We start from the raw sequence: 16,172 nt of genomic DNA, 5'->3' as shown, positions 1-16,172 counted from the left end.
GGTCCTTGAAGGGGAGTTCAGGGTTTTCGGCGGCGGCCCGTGCCGCCACGGGTGAGGCGTGGGCGGGACGGAGAGGCGCCCGTCCGGGGTGAGGCGACACTGGCGGGCCCGGAGGGACCCGCAGACCCGGGGCCGGCCGTTCCGCCAGGGCCGCCGGGAAGGCCGGGGCCGCCGGGCCCGGCGGATTCGCCCGGCCCCACCGGTCCGCCCGGTCCGCCCAGCCCGGACGGGTGCGAGGAGCCCGCCGGGACCTCCGGTGCCGCAGCCGGGCCCGATCGGTCGGCGGAGACGACGAGGGCGGCGAGCGCGGTGGTGACGGGGACGGAGGCGACGAGGCCGATCGAGCCGATCAGAGTACGGACGATCTCCTCGGCGACCAGCTCGCTGTTGGCCACGGTGCCCACGCTGCTCTGGGCGATGGAGAAGAGCAGCAGAAGGGGGAGAGCGGCACCCGCGTAGGCGAGGACCAGGGTGTTCACGACCGACGCGATGTGGTCGCGGCCGATGCGGATGCCCGCGCGGTACAGACCGCGCCAGCCCATCGTCGGGTTGGCCTGGTGCAGCTCCCAGACCGCCGAGGTCTGGGTGACGGTGACGTCGTCGAGCACGCCGAGGGAGCCGATGATGACACCCGCGAGCAGCAGGCCGCTCATGTCGATGGCCGGGTAGAGGCCGTGGATCAGGCCGGTGTTGTCGTCCGTGTTGCCGGTCAGGGAGGCCCAGCCGATGAAGAGCGAGCCGAGCAGGCCGATGAGGAGGAGGGAGATCAGGGTGCCGAGCACCGCGACCGACGTACGCGCTGTCAGGCCGTGGCACATATAGAGCGCGATCAGCATGATGGCGCTCGCCCCGACCACCGCGACGACCAGCGGGTTCGAGCCTTGCAGGATCGCCGGCAGGATGAAGAAGGTCAGGATCAGGAAGCTCACCGCGAGGGCGACCAGGGCCATGACGCCGCGCAGCCGTCCCACCACGACGACGGCCAGGGCGAAGATGCCGGCGAGCAAGGCCATGGGGACCTTGCGGTTCACGTCGGCGACCGAATACTGCAGGCCCTTGGGGGCCTTGGGCTCGTAGGCGACCACCACGCCCTGGCCCTGCTTCAGTTGCCGGGGGGAGTCCGGCTGGACGATCTCGGTGAAGGTGTAGCCCTTGTTCGGGCCGCTGGTCACCTTGATCGTCGCCTTCTTGCAGGTGCCCTTGGCGCGCGACTGGGCGGACTGGCCCTCGGGGGTGGAGGTGTCGCCGTTGGGCGGGGTCTGCGAGGCGTTCACGTCCGCGCAGGGGAGCGTGGTGATCTTCGCGACGGTGGCCGACTGGGTCTGCCGGTCGAAGCCGACGCCGGTGCGTTCGTGATCGGGGGTGCCACCGGGCCAGAGCACCACGAGGCCGACGAGGACGGCCGTGGCGAAGGGGATCAGGACGGCGGCGATGACCTTGCGCAGATGCTGGGAGACGGGCGCGGCCGGACCGTGGCTGTGCGCGTGGCCGTGCCCGTGCCCGTGTCCATGGCCGTGGCCATGGGGAATCGGCGGCTCCGGCGGGGGCGGCGGTGTGGGGGGCTCTGTGGTGGTCACGGCCCGATCATCGCAAGAACGGTGGGGGCCCTCTGTTCACCGCGCCCGATATGACGCTAGCGTGGAGGCACCTTTGCACACGCGGGAGCTCGGAGCACCGGGCTGAGAGGGCGCTGACCTCCGTACGAACGGGAATCGGACCGTACGGAAGCCGCTGCGTCGACCGCCGAACCTGTTACCGGGTAATGCCGGCGTAGGGAGTAGGTCTCATGACCACATCGGACACACGCACGCCTGCCTCCATGCAGTCCGAAAGCGGGCAAAGCGCGCCCAACGGGCAAAGCGCGCCCAGCGAGCAGAACGCTTCGGAGGTCGGGAAGTCCACCGGCTGGCACAAGGCGTACATCGAGGGCTCGCGCCCCGATCTGCGCGTGCCGGTCCGCCAGGTGCACCTCACCAACGGCAAGGCCGTGACCCTGTACGACACCTCGGGTCCGTACACGGACCCGGAGATCGACACCGACGTGCGCAGGGGGCTCACCCCCCTGCGGGAGAACTGGATCATCGGCCGCGGCGACACCGAGGAGTACGCGGGCCGCCCGGTCCGCCCCGAGGACGACGGCATCAAGCACACCTCGCCGCGCGGCGGCCTGCGCAACCTCGACGCGGTCTTCCCCGGCCGCCCGCGCCAGCCGCGCCGCGCCCGCGCCGGGCAGGCGGTGACGCAGCTCGCGTACGCACGCCGCGGGGAGATCACACCGGAGATGGAGTACGTGGCCATCCGGGAGAACATGGCGCCGGAGGTCGTCCGCGACGAGATCGCGGCGGGCCGCGCGGTCCTGCCGGCGAATGTGAACCACCCGGAGATCGAGCCGATGATCATCGGCAAGCGGTTCCTGGTGAAGGTCAACGCCAACATCGGCAACTCCGCGGTCACCTCCTCCATCGAGGAGGAGGTGGACAAGATGACGTGGGCCACCCAGTGGGGCGCCGACACGGTCATGGACCTGTCCACCGGGCGCAACATCCACACGACCCGCGAGTGGGTCCTGCGCAACTCCCCCGTCCCCATCGGCACCGTGCCGCTCTACCAGGCCCTGGAGAAGGTCGACGGCAAGGCCGAGGAGCTGACCTGGGAGATCTACAAGGACACGGTCATCGAGCAGGCCGAACAGGGCGTCGACTACATGACGGTGCACGCCGGCGTCCGCCTGCCGTACGTCCCGCTCACCGCGAACCGCAAGACGGGCATCGTCTCGCGCGGCGGCTCGATCATGGCGGCCTGGTGCCTCGCGCACCACAAGGAGAGCTTCCTGTACGAGCACTTCGAGGAGCTGTGCGAGATCCTCGCGGCGTACGACGTCACGTACTCGCTCGGTGACGGCCTCAGGCCCGGCTCCATCGCGGACGCCAACGACCGCGCGCAGTTCGCCGAGCTGGAGACCCTCGGCGAGCTGAACAAGATCGCCAAGGCGCATGACGTGCAGACGATGATCGAGGGCCCGGGCCATGTCCCGATGCACAAGATCAAGGAGAACATCGACCTCCAGCAGGAGATCTGCGAGGAGGCGCCGTTCTACACGCTCGGCCCGCTGACCACGGACATCGCGCCCGCGTACGACCACATCACGTCCGGCATCGGCGCCGCGATGATCGGCTGGTGGGGCACGGCGATGCTCTGCTACGTCACGCCGAAGGAGCACCTCGGCCTGCCCAACCGCGACGACGTGAAGACCGGCGTCATCACGTACAAGATCGCGGCGCACGCGGCGGACCTCGCCAAGGGGCACCCGGGTGCGCAGGAGTGGGACGACGCGCTGTCGGACGCGCGCTTCGAGTTCCGCTGGGAGGACCAGTTCAACCTGGCTCTGGACCCGGTGACGGCCCGTGAGTTCCACGACGAGACGCTGCCCGCGGAGCCCGCGAAGACGGCGCACTTCTGCTCGATGTGCGGGCCGAAGTTCTGCTCCATGAAGATCTCCCAGGACATCCGCAGGGAGCACGGGGGCACGCAGGCCGAGATCGAGCAGGGGATGGCGGAGAAGTCCGCGGAGTTCGCGGCGGCGGGGAACCGGGTCTATCTGCCCATCGCCGACTGAGCCGGTCGACCGGGGCCGGTGGGCCGGTGGGCCGCGTGGCGGTGTCCGTAGCGCGTACGGGCAGGGCGGAGCGGTCTCCTGGCGCGCCGGGGCGGGGGCCTGGCGCGCCCTGCGCGGGGGGCGGCGCCCGTCCCGGAGTGGCCCCGTCGCCGGAGGGCGACCGGGCCGCTCCCGTCGCCGACCGGCGACCGGATGACGTCCGTCGGGTTACTCGGGCTTGTGCTCGGGGCCGCCGTAGTCCGGACTGGAGAAGTCCGGGCTGGAGTAGCTCGGCCGGGTGCCCGTGGTGGAGCCGCCCTCGGGGCTGCTGAATCCCGGCCTGTGATAGCCGAGTTGCGGCATGCGCCCGGTCGGTCCTGCCGAGGGCGCCCTGGGTGCGGGCGGCCCGGCCGGGTCCGCGAGTGCCTCCCGCAGGAACGGCAGGATGCCGCGCTCCAGGAGTGCCCGGCCCCAGGCTTCCCTGGCCCGTTCCACCTCCGCGTTCCGCTCTTCGTGCGAGCCTGCCTGGAGGGAGGTGGAGCCGTTGCGCAGGGCGGTCAGGAGCAGGCCGACCGCGGCGACCAGAATGGCGCCCGCTGTGAGCGCGCCGAACAGCCACCCGGCGGTGAGCAGGGTGTCCGCGAAGGCGGGCTCGGGGTTGAGCATCTTCAGGATGTAGCCGACGAGAAGGAAGATCGCGGCGGCGGCTCCGGCGAGCACCGGCGCGAGTACCGCGATCACGGCGACCGCTCCGGCCCCCGCGGTCTCGGTGACCTCGCCCATCGTGGCGAGGCTGACGCCGCCGGAACTGGATTCGGCCGGGGTGGAGCTTGATCCGCTCCCTTCACGGATCGAGGGTGAGGTGGAGCGTCCGGAGTCGCGCAGATCCTCACGGACCTTCACATATTGGCGATATTCGGTCGCTGCCGCGGCCGTGATCAGTGCGGTGGCGTTGAGAGCCATGGTGCGCAGCTGCTCGGGGTTGAGTCGCTGGCCCACCGCGGCCAGCTCCGGGCGGTTCGGTGCGGTGCGCAGCGCCTCATCAAGGATCCGCGCGAACTCGGGGCGGTCCTCATTGAGCAGGTGTGGAGCGCTGTTCATGTGCATCCCCCGATGCTCCGTAGGGCTTGGGGCTCGCAGGATCACGAGCCGTCGGGCAGAAACGGAGGGGAGCCTGCTACGGATAGAGCGATGGTAGAGCCGTGACGGCACGCGGTGACAGGGGGTTTCCAGAATTGGCCCGCTGGCCAGGGAGATCCTGTTACGGCGCGCTTACTCGTGCCCTTGCCCGGTGAACGCTCAGTTAGCCAGAGGCAGCTGGCAGACCAGTAGCTTTCCGGCCATGGTCACTCCGCCGTCCATGGCGATGGCCAGGCCGTCGGCGTAGACGTGCGGGCCTTCGATGACCGGGCGGCCGTCGTCGTCCCCGTCGTACTCGGAGCCGACCTCGCCCAGGAGGTACGGGATGGGGCTGTGGCCGTGGACGATGCGGCTGCCGCCGTAGACGCCGAGCAGCTCGCGTACGGCGGCCGGACCGGAGTCGTCGCGGAAGGCGAAGCGCTTGGTGAACTTGCGGAACAGGTCCCAGTACTCGTCCGCGTCGTTGCGCGTCAGCGCCTCGCGGATGGTGTCGTTGACCTCTTCGATCGAGTCGCCGTAGTCGAGGTAGGCGGTGGTGTCGGAGTGCACGAGCAGGTGCCCGTCCGCCTCCTCGATGGCGTCGAGGCGGGCCATCCACTGGAGGTGGTGGTCCTCCAGGCGCTCCATGTCGGTCTTCTGCCCGCCGTTCAGGAGCCAGGCGGCTTGGAACGTGGCGGTGCCCGCGCCCGAGTTGACCGGGGTGTCGCCGAAGCGCTTGGCGCCGATGAGCAGCAGTTCGTGGTTGCCCATGAGGGCCTTGCAGTAGCCGCCCGCGGCGGCGGCCTCGGCAGACAGGCGCATCACGAGGTCGATGACGCCGATGCCGTCGGGCCCGCGGTCGGTGAAGTCACCGAGGAACCACAGCCGGGTGTTGCCCGCGCACCAGGTGAGGTCGGCGTCGATGAGCCCCTCGGCCTGGAGCGCCGCGATCAGCTCGTCCAGATAGCCATGGACGTCGCCGACGACGTAGAGCGGACCCAGCTCGTCCGCGCTGGGCGCGGGCGGCGGCTCGGGCATCTCGCGCACCTCGACCCGCACGGTGTCCCCGCGGTTGATGACGGGCAGGTCGCGCTCGGTGGGGGTGTAGCCGTCGGGCAGGTCGCCCGCGGCGCCGGGGTGGGCGGGGGCGGACATGGCCTCCAGCGCGGCCGTGGGGGGCTGCGTGGCCATGGGGTGCCCCTGGTGCTCGGAGGTGTGCGCGGTGACGGGGTGCCCCTGCGCCTCGGGGGCGTGCGCGGCCACCGGGTGCGCCTGGGCTTCGGGGGCGTGCGCGTGGCGTCCGGCGCCCGGCTGGGCGGGAACCCGCGGCGGGATGGCGCCCGGCGCCCCTGAGGGAGCCTGCGGGGCGTGCGGGGCGTGCGGGGCGTGCCCGGCGGGGAACTGCCCCGGGGCGTGGCCGGGGCCCTGGCCGGCGGCGGGCGCCGGGGCGGCCTGCTCCTGCTGGGCGGCGGCCTGCTGCGCGGCGGCCTGCTGGGCAGCGGCCTGCTGAGGCTGGGCAGCGGTCTGCTCTGCGGCGGCCTGTTCGCCTCGCTCGGCAGCCTGGATGCCGGTCTCGCGGACGCCCTCGTACACATACGCGGGAACGCGGAAGTCGCGCAGCGTCGCCGTCCGCACCTCGGGTCCCTGACCGGCCCCCTGAGTCATCGACCCCTCCACCACCATTGCGCCGCATCTGCACCGGGATCGGACTGCCTGGTCGCAGCGGCCCGCGGTGTCGTCCGCCCATCATAGGAATGCGGCTGTCGCTGTGTGGTGCACCAGGGGTGGTGAATCGATGGGGAGACCCACTTCACCACGGTTTTCTCCCGAATTGGCCCGAGGTTTCCCCGCAGGTCATGGGCCCGGGGCTGGTGCCCCGGGCCCTGGTCGGAAGCGTGCGCGGTCAGCCGTGGCCGGGGGCGCGGGGCGGACTGACGGTTGTGCGCGGGGGGCGTCGCTCGGACGAGGTGCGCACGATCAGCTCCGTCGGTATCACCTGCTCGACGGGACGGCCCGTGTCCAGGCCCTCGATGGCGTCGATGAGCAGCTGGACCACGGCGGTGCCGATGCGGCGCGGCTTCAGCGAGAGCGTGGTGATGGGCGGCTCGGTGGTGGCGTACACGGTCGATTCGCTACAGCAGACGAGCAGCAGGTCGTCCGGTACGCGCAGGCCGTAGCGGCGCGCCGCGGCGAGCAGGTCGGTGCCGTTCGGGTCGAACAGGCCGTAGACGGCGTCGGGCCGGTCGGGCCGGGCGAGCAGCCGGTCGGCGGCGACGGCGCCCGCGCACGGGTCGTGCGCGGGGTAGGACTCGTACACCGGGTCCTGGCCGACGCGCTCGCACCAGCGCAGATAGGCGGTGGTGGACAGATGGGTGTACGTGTCCGTGGTGGTGCCGGTGAGCAGGCCGATGCGGCGGGCACCGGCCTCGGCGAGGTGTTCCAGGATCTCCAGGACCGCGGCCTCGTGGTCGTTGTCGACCCAGGCCGTGACCGGCAGGGAGCCGGCCGGGCGGCCGTCGGAGACCACCGGCAGGCCCTGCCGGACCAGCTCGCTGACCACGGGGTCGTGGTCGGAGGGGTCGACGACGACGGTGCCGTCGAGCGCCACGTTCGACCAGACGTCGACGGGGCTGCGGCGCGAGGTCGCGGGCAGGATGACCAGGGCGTAGCCCCGGGCGAGGGCGGCGGAGGTGGCGGCTCTCGCCATCTCCGCGAAGTAGGCGAACTCCGTGAAGGTGAAAGGTTCATCCCCGTACGTCGTCACGGTCAGGCCGATGAGGCCCGACTTGCCGGTACGGAGTGTTCGGGCGGCCGCCGACGGGCGATAGCCGAGGCGGTCGGCGACCTCGCGGACATGGCGTCGAGTGGCATCGGGCAGTCGCCCTTTGCCGTTGAGTGCGTCGGAGACAGTCGTGATGGAGACACCGGCTGCGGCGGCGACGTCTCTGATGCCGGCTCGGCTCTGCCGGTTGCCCCGGCGGGCGGTCTCCGCTCGGCTCACCTGGTGCTTCCCTGCTGCTGTCATGGCGAGCCGATAGTAGGGCTCATGGGGGTGGGTAGTGCGGGCGCATATTCACCCGTTGACAGGCACGATTCTGCATGGTGAATATCCCCCAATGACCTTGGATTGTAAGGGAGTTGGGTGTGTGGCCCGGCATCGCCCCCTTGTCGTCGTGCGGGGGCCTGCCAAATGAGCGAGGTCTCGAAGAGGTCTCAACTCACCTTCACGGGCGATGCGCGCCACGGAGTGAGCCACCGGCGCGCGCGTTGGCGGGGGGCGCCCCCTCAGCTTGTGCGCGGCAGGCGTGAGCCGGGGGCCGCCCCCTGGCTCATGGGCGACAGGCCTTGCGGCCCACGGGAAGGGGCGTCCGGGGCGGCGTTCGCGCTGATTGAGACCGTCAGGGCATTCGCAGCGGCCGCGAATCCTCATAAGGTGAGAATCATTGAAGACCGGATGATCACGAGGAGGACCGCGGTGAGCGAGACGAGCCCCAGGCTGCGTGCCGAGTTGGAGGGCATTCCCACCTACAAGCCGGGCAAGCCCGCCGCGGCCGAGGGCCCGCAGGCGTACAAGCTGTCCTCGAACGAGAACCCCTACCCGCCGCTGCCGGGCGTGCTCGAGACCGCGATGGAGACCGTGCGGTCCTTCAACCGGTACCCGGACATGGCCTGTACGGGCCTGATGAGCGAGCTGGCCGACCGGTTCGGGGTGCCCGTGTCGCACGTCGCGACGGGCACCGGCTCCGTCGGCGTGGCCCAGCAGCTGGTCCAGGCCACGTCGGGCCCCGGCGACGAGGTGATCTACGCCTGGCGGTCCTTCGAGGCGTACCCGATCATCACGCAGATCAGCGGGGCCACGTCGGTGCGGGTGCCGCTGACCTCCGGGGACGTGCACGACCTCGACGCGATGGCGGCGGCCATCACCGACCGCACCCGCCTGATCTTCGTCTGCAACCCCAACAACCCGACCGGCACCGCGGTCCGCAAGGCCGAACTCGAGCGCTTCCTCGACCGGGTGCCGAGCGACATCCTGGTGGTGCTCGACGAGGCCTACCGGGAGTTCGTACGGGATCCTGAGGTCCCGGACGGCGTCGAGCTGTACCGCGACCGGCCGAACGTCTGTGTGCTTCGGACCTTCTCCAAGGCGTACGGCCTCGCGGGCCTGCGCGTCGGCTTCGCGATCGCGCACGAACCGGTGGCGGCCGCGCTGCGCAAGACGGCGGTGCCCTTCGGGGTCAGCCAGCTCGCCCAGGACGCGGCGGTGGCCTCGCTGCGGGCGGAGGACGAGCTGCTCGGCCGGGTCGGCGTGCTGGTGGGCGAGCGCACGCGCGTCCTGGAGGGGCTGCGGACGCAGGGCTGGACGGTGCCCGACACGCAGGCGAACTTCGTGTGGCTGCGGACCGGTGACCGGACCGTGGACTTCGCCGGGGTGTGCGAGCAGGCCGGCGTCACCGTGCGGCCGTTCCCCGGCGAGGGCGTTCGCGTCACGATCGGTGAGGTGGAGGCCAACGACATCTTCCTGAAGGTGGCGGAGGCGTTTCGCAAGGAGCTGTAGGCGCTCCGTAATGAGGTCTGAGCGTTCCGTAAGGAGGCCCCGGTGTTCCGCAAGGAGCTGTAGGCCTTCGGCCGGATCTGTTCGGTCCGGCCCTGACGCCCCGCGTGGACCGTCGTGTCCGCGCGGGGCGTTCTTGTTGCCGCCGGAGATCCCGCACGTACGCGCCGGACCGCATTCGCCCAGGTCACAGTGGGGGCGGCCGTGTGGGCGGCGGGACCCCGCGCGGGCCGCGACAGGGCCGTACGGCGGCCGAAGGGCCCCTGTCGACCGCCGTGGCAGGGCCGAACGGCCCCACCCGTGATCGCGGGGCTTACCCCGTTCCCCGCAGTAACGGGACCCCCCTTTCAAGCCTCGACAGCCAGTACGACATAATGCTTGTGAATGTGAACGCGTTCACAAGCGTGTCCCGCTTGCTCCTGAGATGTCTATGACATAAGGGGCAAACTGCCGCTATGGCGACGGCATGTAAGGAGAAGTCGACGTGGACCTGGCTCTGGCGCCGGAAACACTGGCGCGTTGGCAGTTCGGCATCACCACCGTCTACCACTTCCTCTTCGTCCCCCTGACGATCTCCCTGGCCGCCCTCACGGCGATCCTTGAGACGGCCTGGGTGCGGACGGGCAAGGAGCAGTACCTCAGAGCCACCAAGTTTTGGGGCAAGCTGTTCCTGATCAACATCGCGATGGGCGTCGTCACCGGCATCGTGCAGGAGTTCCAGTTCGGCATGAACTGGTCCGACTACTCGCGGTTCGTCGGGGACGTCTTCGGTGCTCCCCTGGCCTTCGAGGCCCTGATCGCCTTCTTCTTCGAGTCGACGTTCATCGGCCTGTGGATCTTCGGCTGGGACAAGCTCCCGAAGAAACTGCACTGCGCGACGATCTGGATGGTGTCGATCGGCACCATCCTCTCGGCCTACTTCATCATCGCCGCGAACGCCTTCATGCAGCACCCGGTGGGCTACAAGATCACCGAGCGGGACGGCAAGAAGCGCGCCGAACTCACCGACTTCGCCAAGGTGCTGTTCCAGGAGACGACGCTCGTCAACTTCTTCCACGTCATCGCGGCGACCATCCTGGTCGGCGGTGCCTTCATGACCGGCATCGCCATCTTCCACCTGCGCAAGAAGCGGCACGTCCGCACGATGCGGATGTCGCTGCGGCTCGGCCTGGTCACCGCGTTCGTCGGCACCCTGCTCACCGTCATCAGCGCCGACACCCTCGGCAAGGTCATGTACGAGCAGCAGCCGATGAAGATGTCGGCCGCCGAGGCCCTGTGGGAGTCGGAGAAGCCGGCGCCGTTCTCGCTGTTCGCCTACGGAGACGTGGCCAAGGGTCACAACGACGTCGCCATAGAGATCCCCGGGGTCCTCTCCTTCCTCGCCAAGAACAACTTCAGCGCGGAGATCCCCGGCATCAACGACCTCAACAAGGAGGCGCAGGACAAGTTCGGCCCCGGTGACTACCGGCCCAACATCCCCACCGCCTACTGGTCCTACCGCTGGATGATCGGCTTCGGTGGCGTCTCCATGGCCCTGTGCACCGCCGGCCTCTGGCTCACCAGGCGGAAGGTCTGGCTCGCCCCGGAGCACCGTACGGGCGACGAGGACGTGCCGAAGCTGATGCTCACCAAGAACAAGGAGCTGGCGCCGAAGCTCGGCGTCTGGTGGTGGCGCCTGTCGCAGTGGACGCTGATCTTCCCGCTCATCGGCACCGCCTGGGGCTGGATCTTCACCGAGACGGGCCGGCAGCCCTGGGTCGTCTACGGCGTCCTGAAGACCGAGGACGCCGTATCCCCCGGGGTCTCGCAGGGTGAGGTGCTCACCTCGCTGATCGTCTTCACGCTCATCTACGCGATCCTCGCCGTCGTCGAGGTCAAGCTGCTGCTCAAGTACGTCCGCAAGGGCCCGCCCGAGCTGACCGAGGCCGACCTCAACCCGCCCACCAAGATCGGCGGCCCGCCCGGTGGCGGCACCGGCACGGATGCCGACGCCGACGCCGACCGGCCCATGGCCTTCTCGTACTAAGGAGCTGGGCGCACATGGAACTGCACGACGTCTGGTTCGTCCTGATCGCCGTCCTGTGGATCGGCTACTTCTTCCTCGAAGGCTTCGACTTCGGGGTCGGGGTCCTCACCAAGCTGCTCGCCCGTGACCGGACCGAGAAGCGGGTGCTCATCAACACCATCGGTCCCGTCTGGGACGGCAACGAGGTGTGGCTGCTCTCGGCGGGCGGCGCCACCTTCGCCGCCTTCCCCGAGTGGTACGCGACGCTCTTCTCCGGCTTCTATCTGCCGCTGCTGCTCATCCTGCTCTGCCTGATCGTGCGCGGTGTCGCCTTCGAGTACCGGGCGAAGCGCCCCGAGGAGCGCTGGCAGACCAACTGGGAGCACGCGATCTTCTGGACCTCGCTGCTCCCGGCGTTCCTGTGGGGTGTGGCCTTCGGCAACATCGTGCGCGGCGTGAAGATCGACGCGCAGAAGGAATACGTGGGCAACGTCTGGGACCTGCTCAACCCGTACGCGATCCTCGGCGGCCTGGTCACGCTGACGCTCTTCACCTTCCACGGCACGGTGTTCACGGCGCTCAAGACGGTGGGCGACATCCGGATGCGGGCCCGCAAGCTCGCGGTCGCGCTCGGGCTCGTCACGGCGGCGCTGGCGCTCGGCTTCCTCATCTGGACGCAGCTCGACAACGGTGACGGCAAGAGCCTGGGCGCGATGATCGGCGCGGTCGTGGCCCTCGCGGCCGCCATCGGAGCGATCAAGCTCGGGCGTGAGGGCTGGTCATTCGCCTTGTCCGGCGTCACGATCGTCGCCGCCGTCGCGATGCTCTTCCTGACGCTCTTCCCGAACGTCATGCCGTCGTCGCTGAACGAGGACTGGAGCCTCACGGTCACCAACGCCTCGTCGACGCCCTACACCTTGAAGATCATGACCTGGTGTGCGGGCATCGCGACGCCCGTGGTGCTGCTCTACCAGTCGTGGACGTACTGGGTGTTCCGCAAGCGCATCGGTACGCAGCACATCGCTCCCGACCTGCCGGTCGGCGGCGCCCACTAGTCCATGACCGCGTCCGCCGGGACAACTGGCCCTGCTTCCCCGGTCCCTGGGAGGGTGTGTTTCACGTGAAACCGATCGACCCGCGCCTGCTCCGGTACGCCCGTGCCACCCGCTTCTTCCTGGCCGCGGTGGTCGTCCTCGGTCTCGCCGGGGCGGGGCTCGTCGTGGCCCAGGCGATGCTCATTGCCGAGATCGTGGTGGGCTCCTTCCAGCGCGGGCTCTCGGTCGGCGCGTTGAGCACCCCGATCCTGCTGCTCACGGCGGTCGCCACGGGCCGGGGGATCGTGGCCTGGCTGACCGAACTCGCCGCGCACCGGGCCAGCGCGGCGGTCAAGTCGGAGCTGCGCGGCCGGCTCGTCGAGCGGGCCGGGGCCCTGGGGCCCGGGTGGCTGACCGGCCAGCGGACGGGCTCGCTGATCAACCTGGCCACCCGGGGTGTGGACGCGCTCGACGACTACTTCTCGCGCTATCTGCCGCAGCTGGGGCTCGCGGTGGTGGTCCCGGTGGCGGTGCTCGCCCGCGTGGTCACCGAGGACTGGGTGTCGGCGGCGATCATCATCGGCACGCTCCCGCTGATCCCGGTCTTCATGGTCCTGATCGGCTGGGCGACCCAGGCCCGGATGGACCGCCAGTGGCGGCTCCTCTCCCGTCTTTCGGGCCACTTCCTCGACGTGGTGGCGGGACTGCCGACCCTCAAGGTGTTCGGCCGTGCCAAGGCGCAGGCGGAGGCGATCCGCAAGATCACCGGGGAGTACCGGCAGGCGACCATGCGGACGCTGCGCATCGCGTTCCTGTCGTCGTTCGCCCTGGAACTGCTCGCCACCATCTCCGTGGCCCTGGTGGCCGTCACCATCGGCATGCGGCTCGTGCACGGTGACATGGCGCTGTACGACGGCCTGGTCGTCCTGATCCTCGCGCCCGAGGCGTACTTGCCGCTGCGGCAGGTCGGCGCGCGGTACCACGCGGCGGCGGAGGGGCTCGCCGCGGCGGAGGAGATCTTCGAGGTCCTGGAGACGCCGGTTCCGACCGGGGGGAGCGGGCCGGTGCCTGAGGGCCCGCTGAGCGTGGAGGGCCTGTCCGTCCGCTACCCGGGGCGGGCCGCGGACGCCGTCAGCGGGGTCTCGTTCACCGTCGGGCGCGGGGAGACCGTCGCCCTGGTCGGACCCAGCGGCTCCGGCAAGTCGACCCTGCTGAACGTGCTGCTCGGTTTCGTCGAGCCCACCGCCGGGCGGGTGCGCATCGGCGACGCGGACTTGGCGGACGTCTCCCTGGAGCGGTGGCGGGAGCGGGTGGCGTGGGTGCCGCAGCGGCCGCACCTCTTCGCGGGCTCCATCGCCGACAACGTACGGCTCGCGCGGCCGGACGCGGACGACAAGGCCGTGCGGGACGCCTTGCGCGCGGCCGGGGCGCTGGAGTTCGTGGACGCCCTGCCGCTGGGGGCGGAGACCGCCCTGGGCGAGGACGGGGCCGGGCTCTCCGCCGGGCAGCGACAGCGGGTCGCCCTCGCGCGGGCGTTCCTCGCGGACCGGCCCGTGGTGCTGCTCGACGAGCCGACCGCCGCCCTGGACGGGGCGACCGAGGCAGGCGTGGTGGAGGCGGTCCGGCGGTTGGCGGTGGGGCGGACCGTGGTGCTGGTCGTGCACCGGCCCGCGCTGCTGGCGGTCGCGGACCGGGTGGTGCGGGTGGGGGCCTCCGAAACGGCGGGTCAGCGGGAGGCGTCGTGCTCACCCACCCCCGAGCCCTCGGTTTCGCCCGAGCCGGGAGGACTCCTCCCGCCGCGCGGCACGACCGCCAACGACGGCACGCCCGGCGCCGCCGCCACGGGGCCCGGTGAGCAGCCGGACGGGTGGGAGGACTCCCGCGTGAAGGGCGTCCTCGCGCGCGTACGGGCCGTGGCGCGTCCCCGCAGGGGGCGCCTTGGCCTGGCCCTGCTGCTCGGCAGCCTCGCCCTCGGCAGTGCCGTGGGCCTCATGGCCACCTCCGGGTGGCTGATCTCGCGGGCTTCGGAGCAGCCGCCCGTGATGTACCTGATGATCGCCGTCACGGCGACCCGCGCCTTCGGCATCGGGCGCGCCTGCTTCCGCTACGCCGAGCGCCTGGTGTCGCACGACGCGGTGCTGCGGATGCTGGCCGACATGCGGGTCACCGTGTTCCGGCGCCTCGAACGCCTCGCGCCCGCGGGCCTGCGCGGGACGCGCCGTGGCGACCTCCTGTCCCGGCTCGTCGCCGACGTGGACGCCCTCCAGGACTACTGGCTGCGCTGGCTGCTGCCCGCGGGTGCCGCCGCGGTCGTGAGCGCGGGGGCGGTCGGCTTCACCGCCTGGCTGCTGCCGGAGGCGGGCGCGGTGCTCGCCGCCGGCCTGCTGGTCGCCGGGGTCGGGGTGCCGCTGGTGAGCGGTGCCGTGGCCCGCCGGGCGGAGCGGAAGCTGGCCCCCGCACGCGGGGTGCTCGCCACCCGCGTGGCCGATCTGCTCACGGGCACGGCCGAGTTGACGGTCGCGGGCGCGCTGCGGCGCCGTACCGCGCACGTCCGGGACGCCGACGCGGAGCTGACCCGGATCGCGTCACGGACGGCGGGCGCCACCGCGCTCGGCGACGGTCTCGGCGCGCTCGCGACGGGCCTCACCGTGGCCGCCGCCGCGGTCGTGGGCGTGCAGGGCGTGCACGACGGGCGGCTCAGCGGCGTCGCGCTCGCCGTGGTCGTCCTGACGCCCCTCGCCGCGTTCGAGGCCGTGACGGGGCTGCCGCTGGCCGTGCAGTACCGCCAGCGCGTCAAGAAGAGCGCCGAGCGGGTCCACGAGGTCCTGGACGCGCCCGACCCGCTGCCGGACCCCGGCCCGGCGCCCACGGGCGTCCCCGAGGGGCCCCAGGCGCCGCGCTCTCCCTTCCCGCTGCGGCTCGACGGTCTGCGGGTCCGCTACGAGGGGCAGGAGCGGGACGCGCTCGCGGGCGTGTCCCTGGCCATCGAACGCGGCCGCCGCGTCGCCGTCGTCGGCCCCTCCGGCTCCGGCAAGACCACGCTCGCCCACGTCCTGCTGCGCTTCCTCGGCGCGTACGAGGGGACGTACATCCTCGGCGGCACCGACACTTCCCGGCTCGACGGTGCCGCCGTGCGGCGCCTGGTCGGCCTGTGCGCCCAGGACGCGCACGTGTTCGACAGCTCCGTCCGCGAGAACCTGCTGCTCGCCCGCAGGGAGGCGAGCGACGACGAGCTGTACGGAGCCCTGGCGCGGGCCCGGCTCGACGGCTGGGTGCGCTCCCTGCCCGACGGTCTGGACACGCTCGTCGGCGAGCACGGGGCCCGCCTCTCCGGAGGCCAGCGACAGCGGCTCGCGCTGGCCCGCGCGCTCCTCGCGGACTTCCCAGTCCTCGTCCTCGACGAACCCGCCGAACACCTCGACCTGCCGACCGCCGACGCCCTCACCGCCGATCTGCTCGCGGCGACCGAAGGGCGGACGACACTGCTGATCACGCACCGTCTCGCCGGACTGGACAAAGTTGACGAGCTGGTCGTCCTGGAAGCCGGTGAGGTCGTGCAGCGCGGCACGTACGAGGAGCTGGTGGCCGTCGACGGGCCGCTGCGGCGGATGCGGGAGCGCGAGGAGGCGGCGGACCTGTTGACGCACGCGGGCGGCTGAGCGTGGCTGAGGGCGCTGACGGCGGCCGAGAGCGGGCGGCGGGTGTGACGGCCGTCGGCGCCGCCGCCTCGGCGTGCCACCGCAAAACGGACTAACTACGCTCAAGGCATGTCCGTCCCCCCGGCCTCCGCCGCGCCGCCGCCTCCCGAAGGCACGTCGGCCCCGGGAGAGGTGGCCGGGAGCGGGGCGGGGCCGTCCGGAGGGGCCG

The 16,172-nt window shown here is 71.3% G+C and carries 9 protein-coding genes; 5 read left to right on the top strand and 4 right to left on the bottom strand.

From position 1 onward, the window contains the following. Positions 1–17 precede the first annotated feature (17 nt). Entirely contained in the window at positions 18–1,577 is a 1,560-nt protein-coding gene (locus tag AC07GB_RS03525; protein WP_478841546.1) for a YibE/F family protein, read from the bottom strand. A gap of 209 nt (positions 1,578–1,786) precedes the next feature. Here AC07GB_RS03525 and thiC point away from each other — a divergent pair, with 209 nt between their 5' ends. Beyond that, positions 1,787–3,616: a phosphomethylpyrimidine synthase ThiC gene (thiC, locus tag AC07GB_RS03520; protein WP_478841545.1), complete on the top strand. Its 1,830-nt coding sequence runs from the start codon at positions 1,787–1,789 to the stop codon at positions 3,614–3,616. 207 nt (positions 3,617–3,823) lie between these two features. Here thiC and AC07GB_RS03515 read toward each other — a convergent pair whose 3' ends face one another. The 3 genes from AC07GB_RS03515 to AC07GB_RS03505 form a co-directional block, all read right to left on the bottom strand. After that, the gene (locus AC07GB_RS03515; RefSeq protein ID WP_478841544.1) at positions 3,824–4,702 is read right to left on the bottom strand and encodes a hypothetical protein; all 879 of its coding nucleotides are present in this window, start codon (positions 4,700–4,702) and stop codon (positions 3,824–3,826) included. Positions 4,703–4,894: 192 nt separating this feature from the next. Beyond that, complete coding sequence (locus AC07GB_RS03510) at positions 4,895–5,905, bottom strand: metallophosphoesterase (RefSeq protein WP_478841764.1); 1,011 nt, start codon at positions 5,903–5,905, stop codon at positions 4,895–4,897. Between the two features lie 712 nt (positions 5,906–6,617). Further along, positions 6,618–7,739: a LacI family DNA-binding transcriptional regulator gene (locus AC07GB_RS03505; protein ID WP_478841543.1), complete on the bottom strand. Its 1,122-nt coding sequence runs from the start codon at positions 7,737–7,739 to the stop codon at positions 6,618–6,620. A gap of 450 nt (positions 7,740–8,189) precedes the next feature. Between AC07GB_RS03505 and hisC the strand changes: the two genes are divergently transcribed. The 4 genes from hisC (at position 8,190) to cydD (ending at position 15,964) form a co-directional block, all read left to right on the top strand. Beyond that, a complete protein-coding gene (gene hisC / locus AC07GB_RS03500) occupies positions 8,190–9,269 on the top strand; it encodes a histidinol-phosphate transaminase (protein WP_478841542.1) in 1,080 nt (359 codons plus the stop codon). 481 nt (positions 9,270–9,750) lie between these two features. Further along, a complete protein-coding gene (locus tag AC07GB_RS03495) occupies positions 9,751–11,292 on the top strand; it encodes a cytochrome ubiquinol oxidase subunit I (protein ID WP_478841541.1) in 1,542 nt (513 codons plus the stop codon). Positions 11,293–11,306: 14 nt separating this feature from the next. After that, complete coding sequence (gene cydB, locus AC07GB_RS03490) at positions 11,307–12,326, top strand: cytochrome d ubiquinol oxidase subunit II (RefSeq protein ID WP_478841540.1); 1,020 nt, start codon at positions 11,307–11,309, stop codon at positions 12,324–12,326. A 56-nt stretch (positions 12,327–12,382) separates the two neighbouring features. After that, positions 12,383–15,964, top strand: coding sequence for a thiol reductant ABC exporter subunit CydD (gene cydD / locus AC07GB_RS03485; RefSeq protein WP_478841539.1), 3,582 nt, complete (start codon positions 12,383–12,385; stop codon positions 15,962–15,964). Positions 15,965–16,172: the final 208 nt, after the last annotated feature.

This window comes from Streptomyces sp. NPDC045778, from assembly GCF_056431945.1.
The sequence above is the reverse complement of the archived record's forward strand: the minus strand, read 5'-3'. Positions and strand labels throughout refer to the sequence as shown.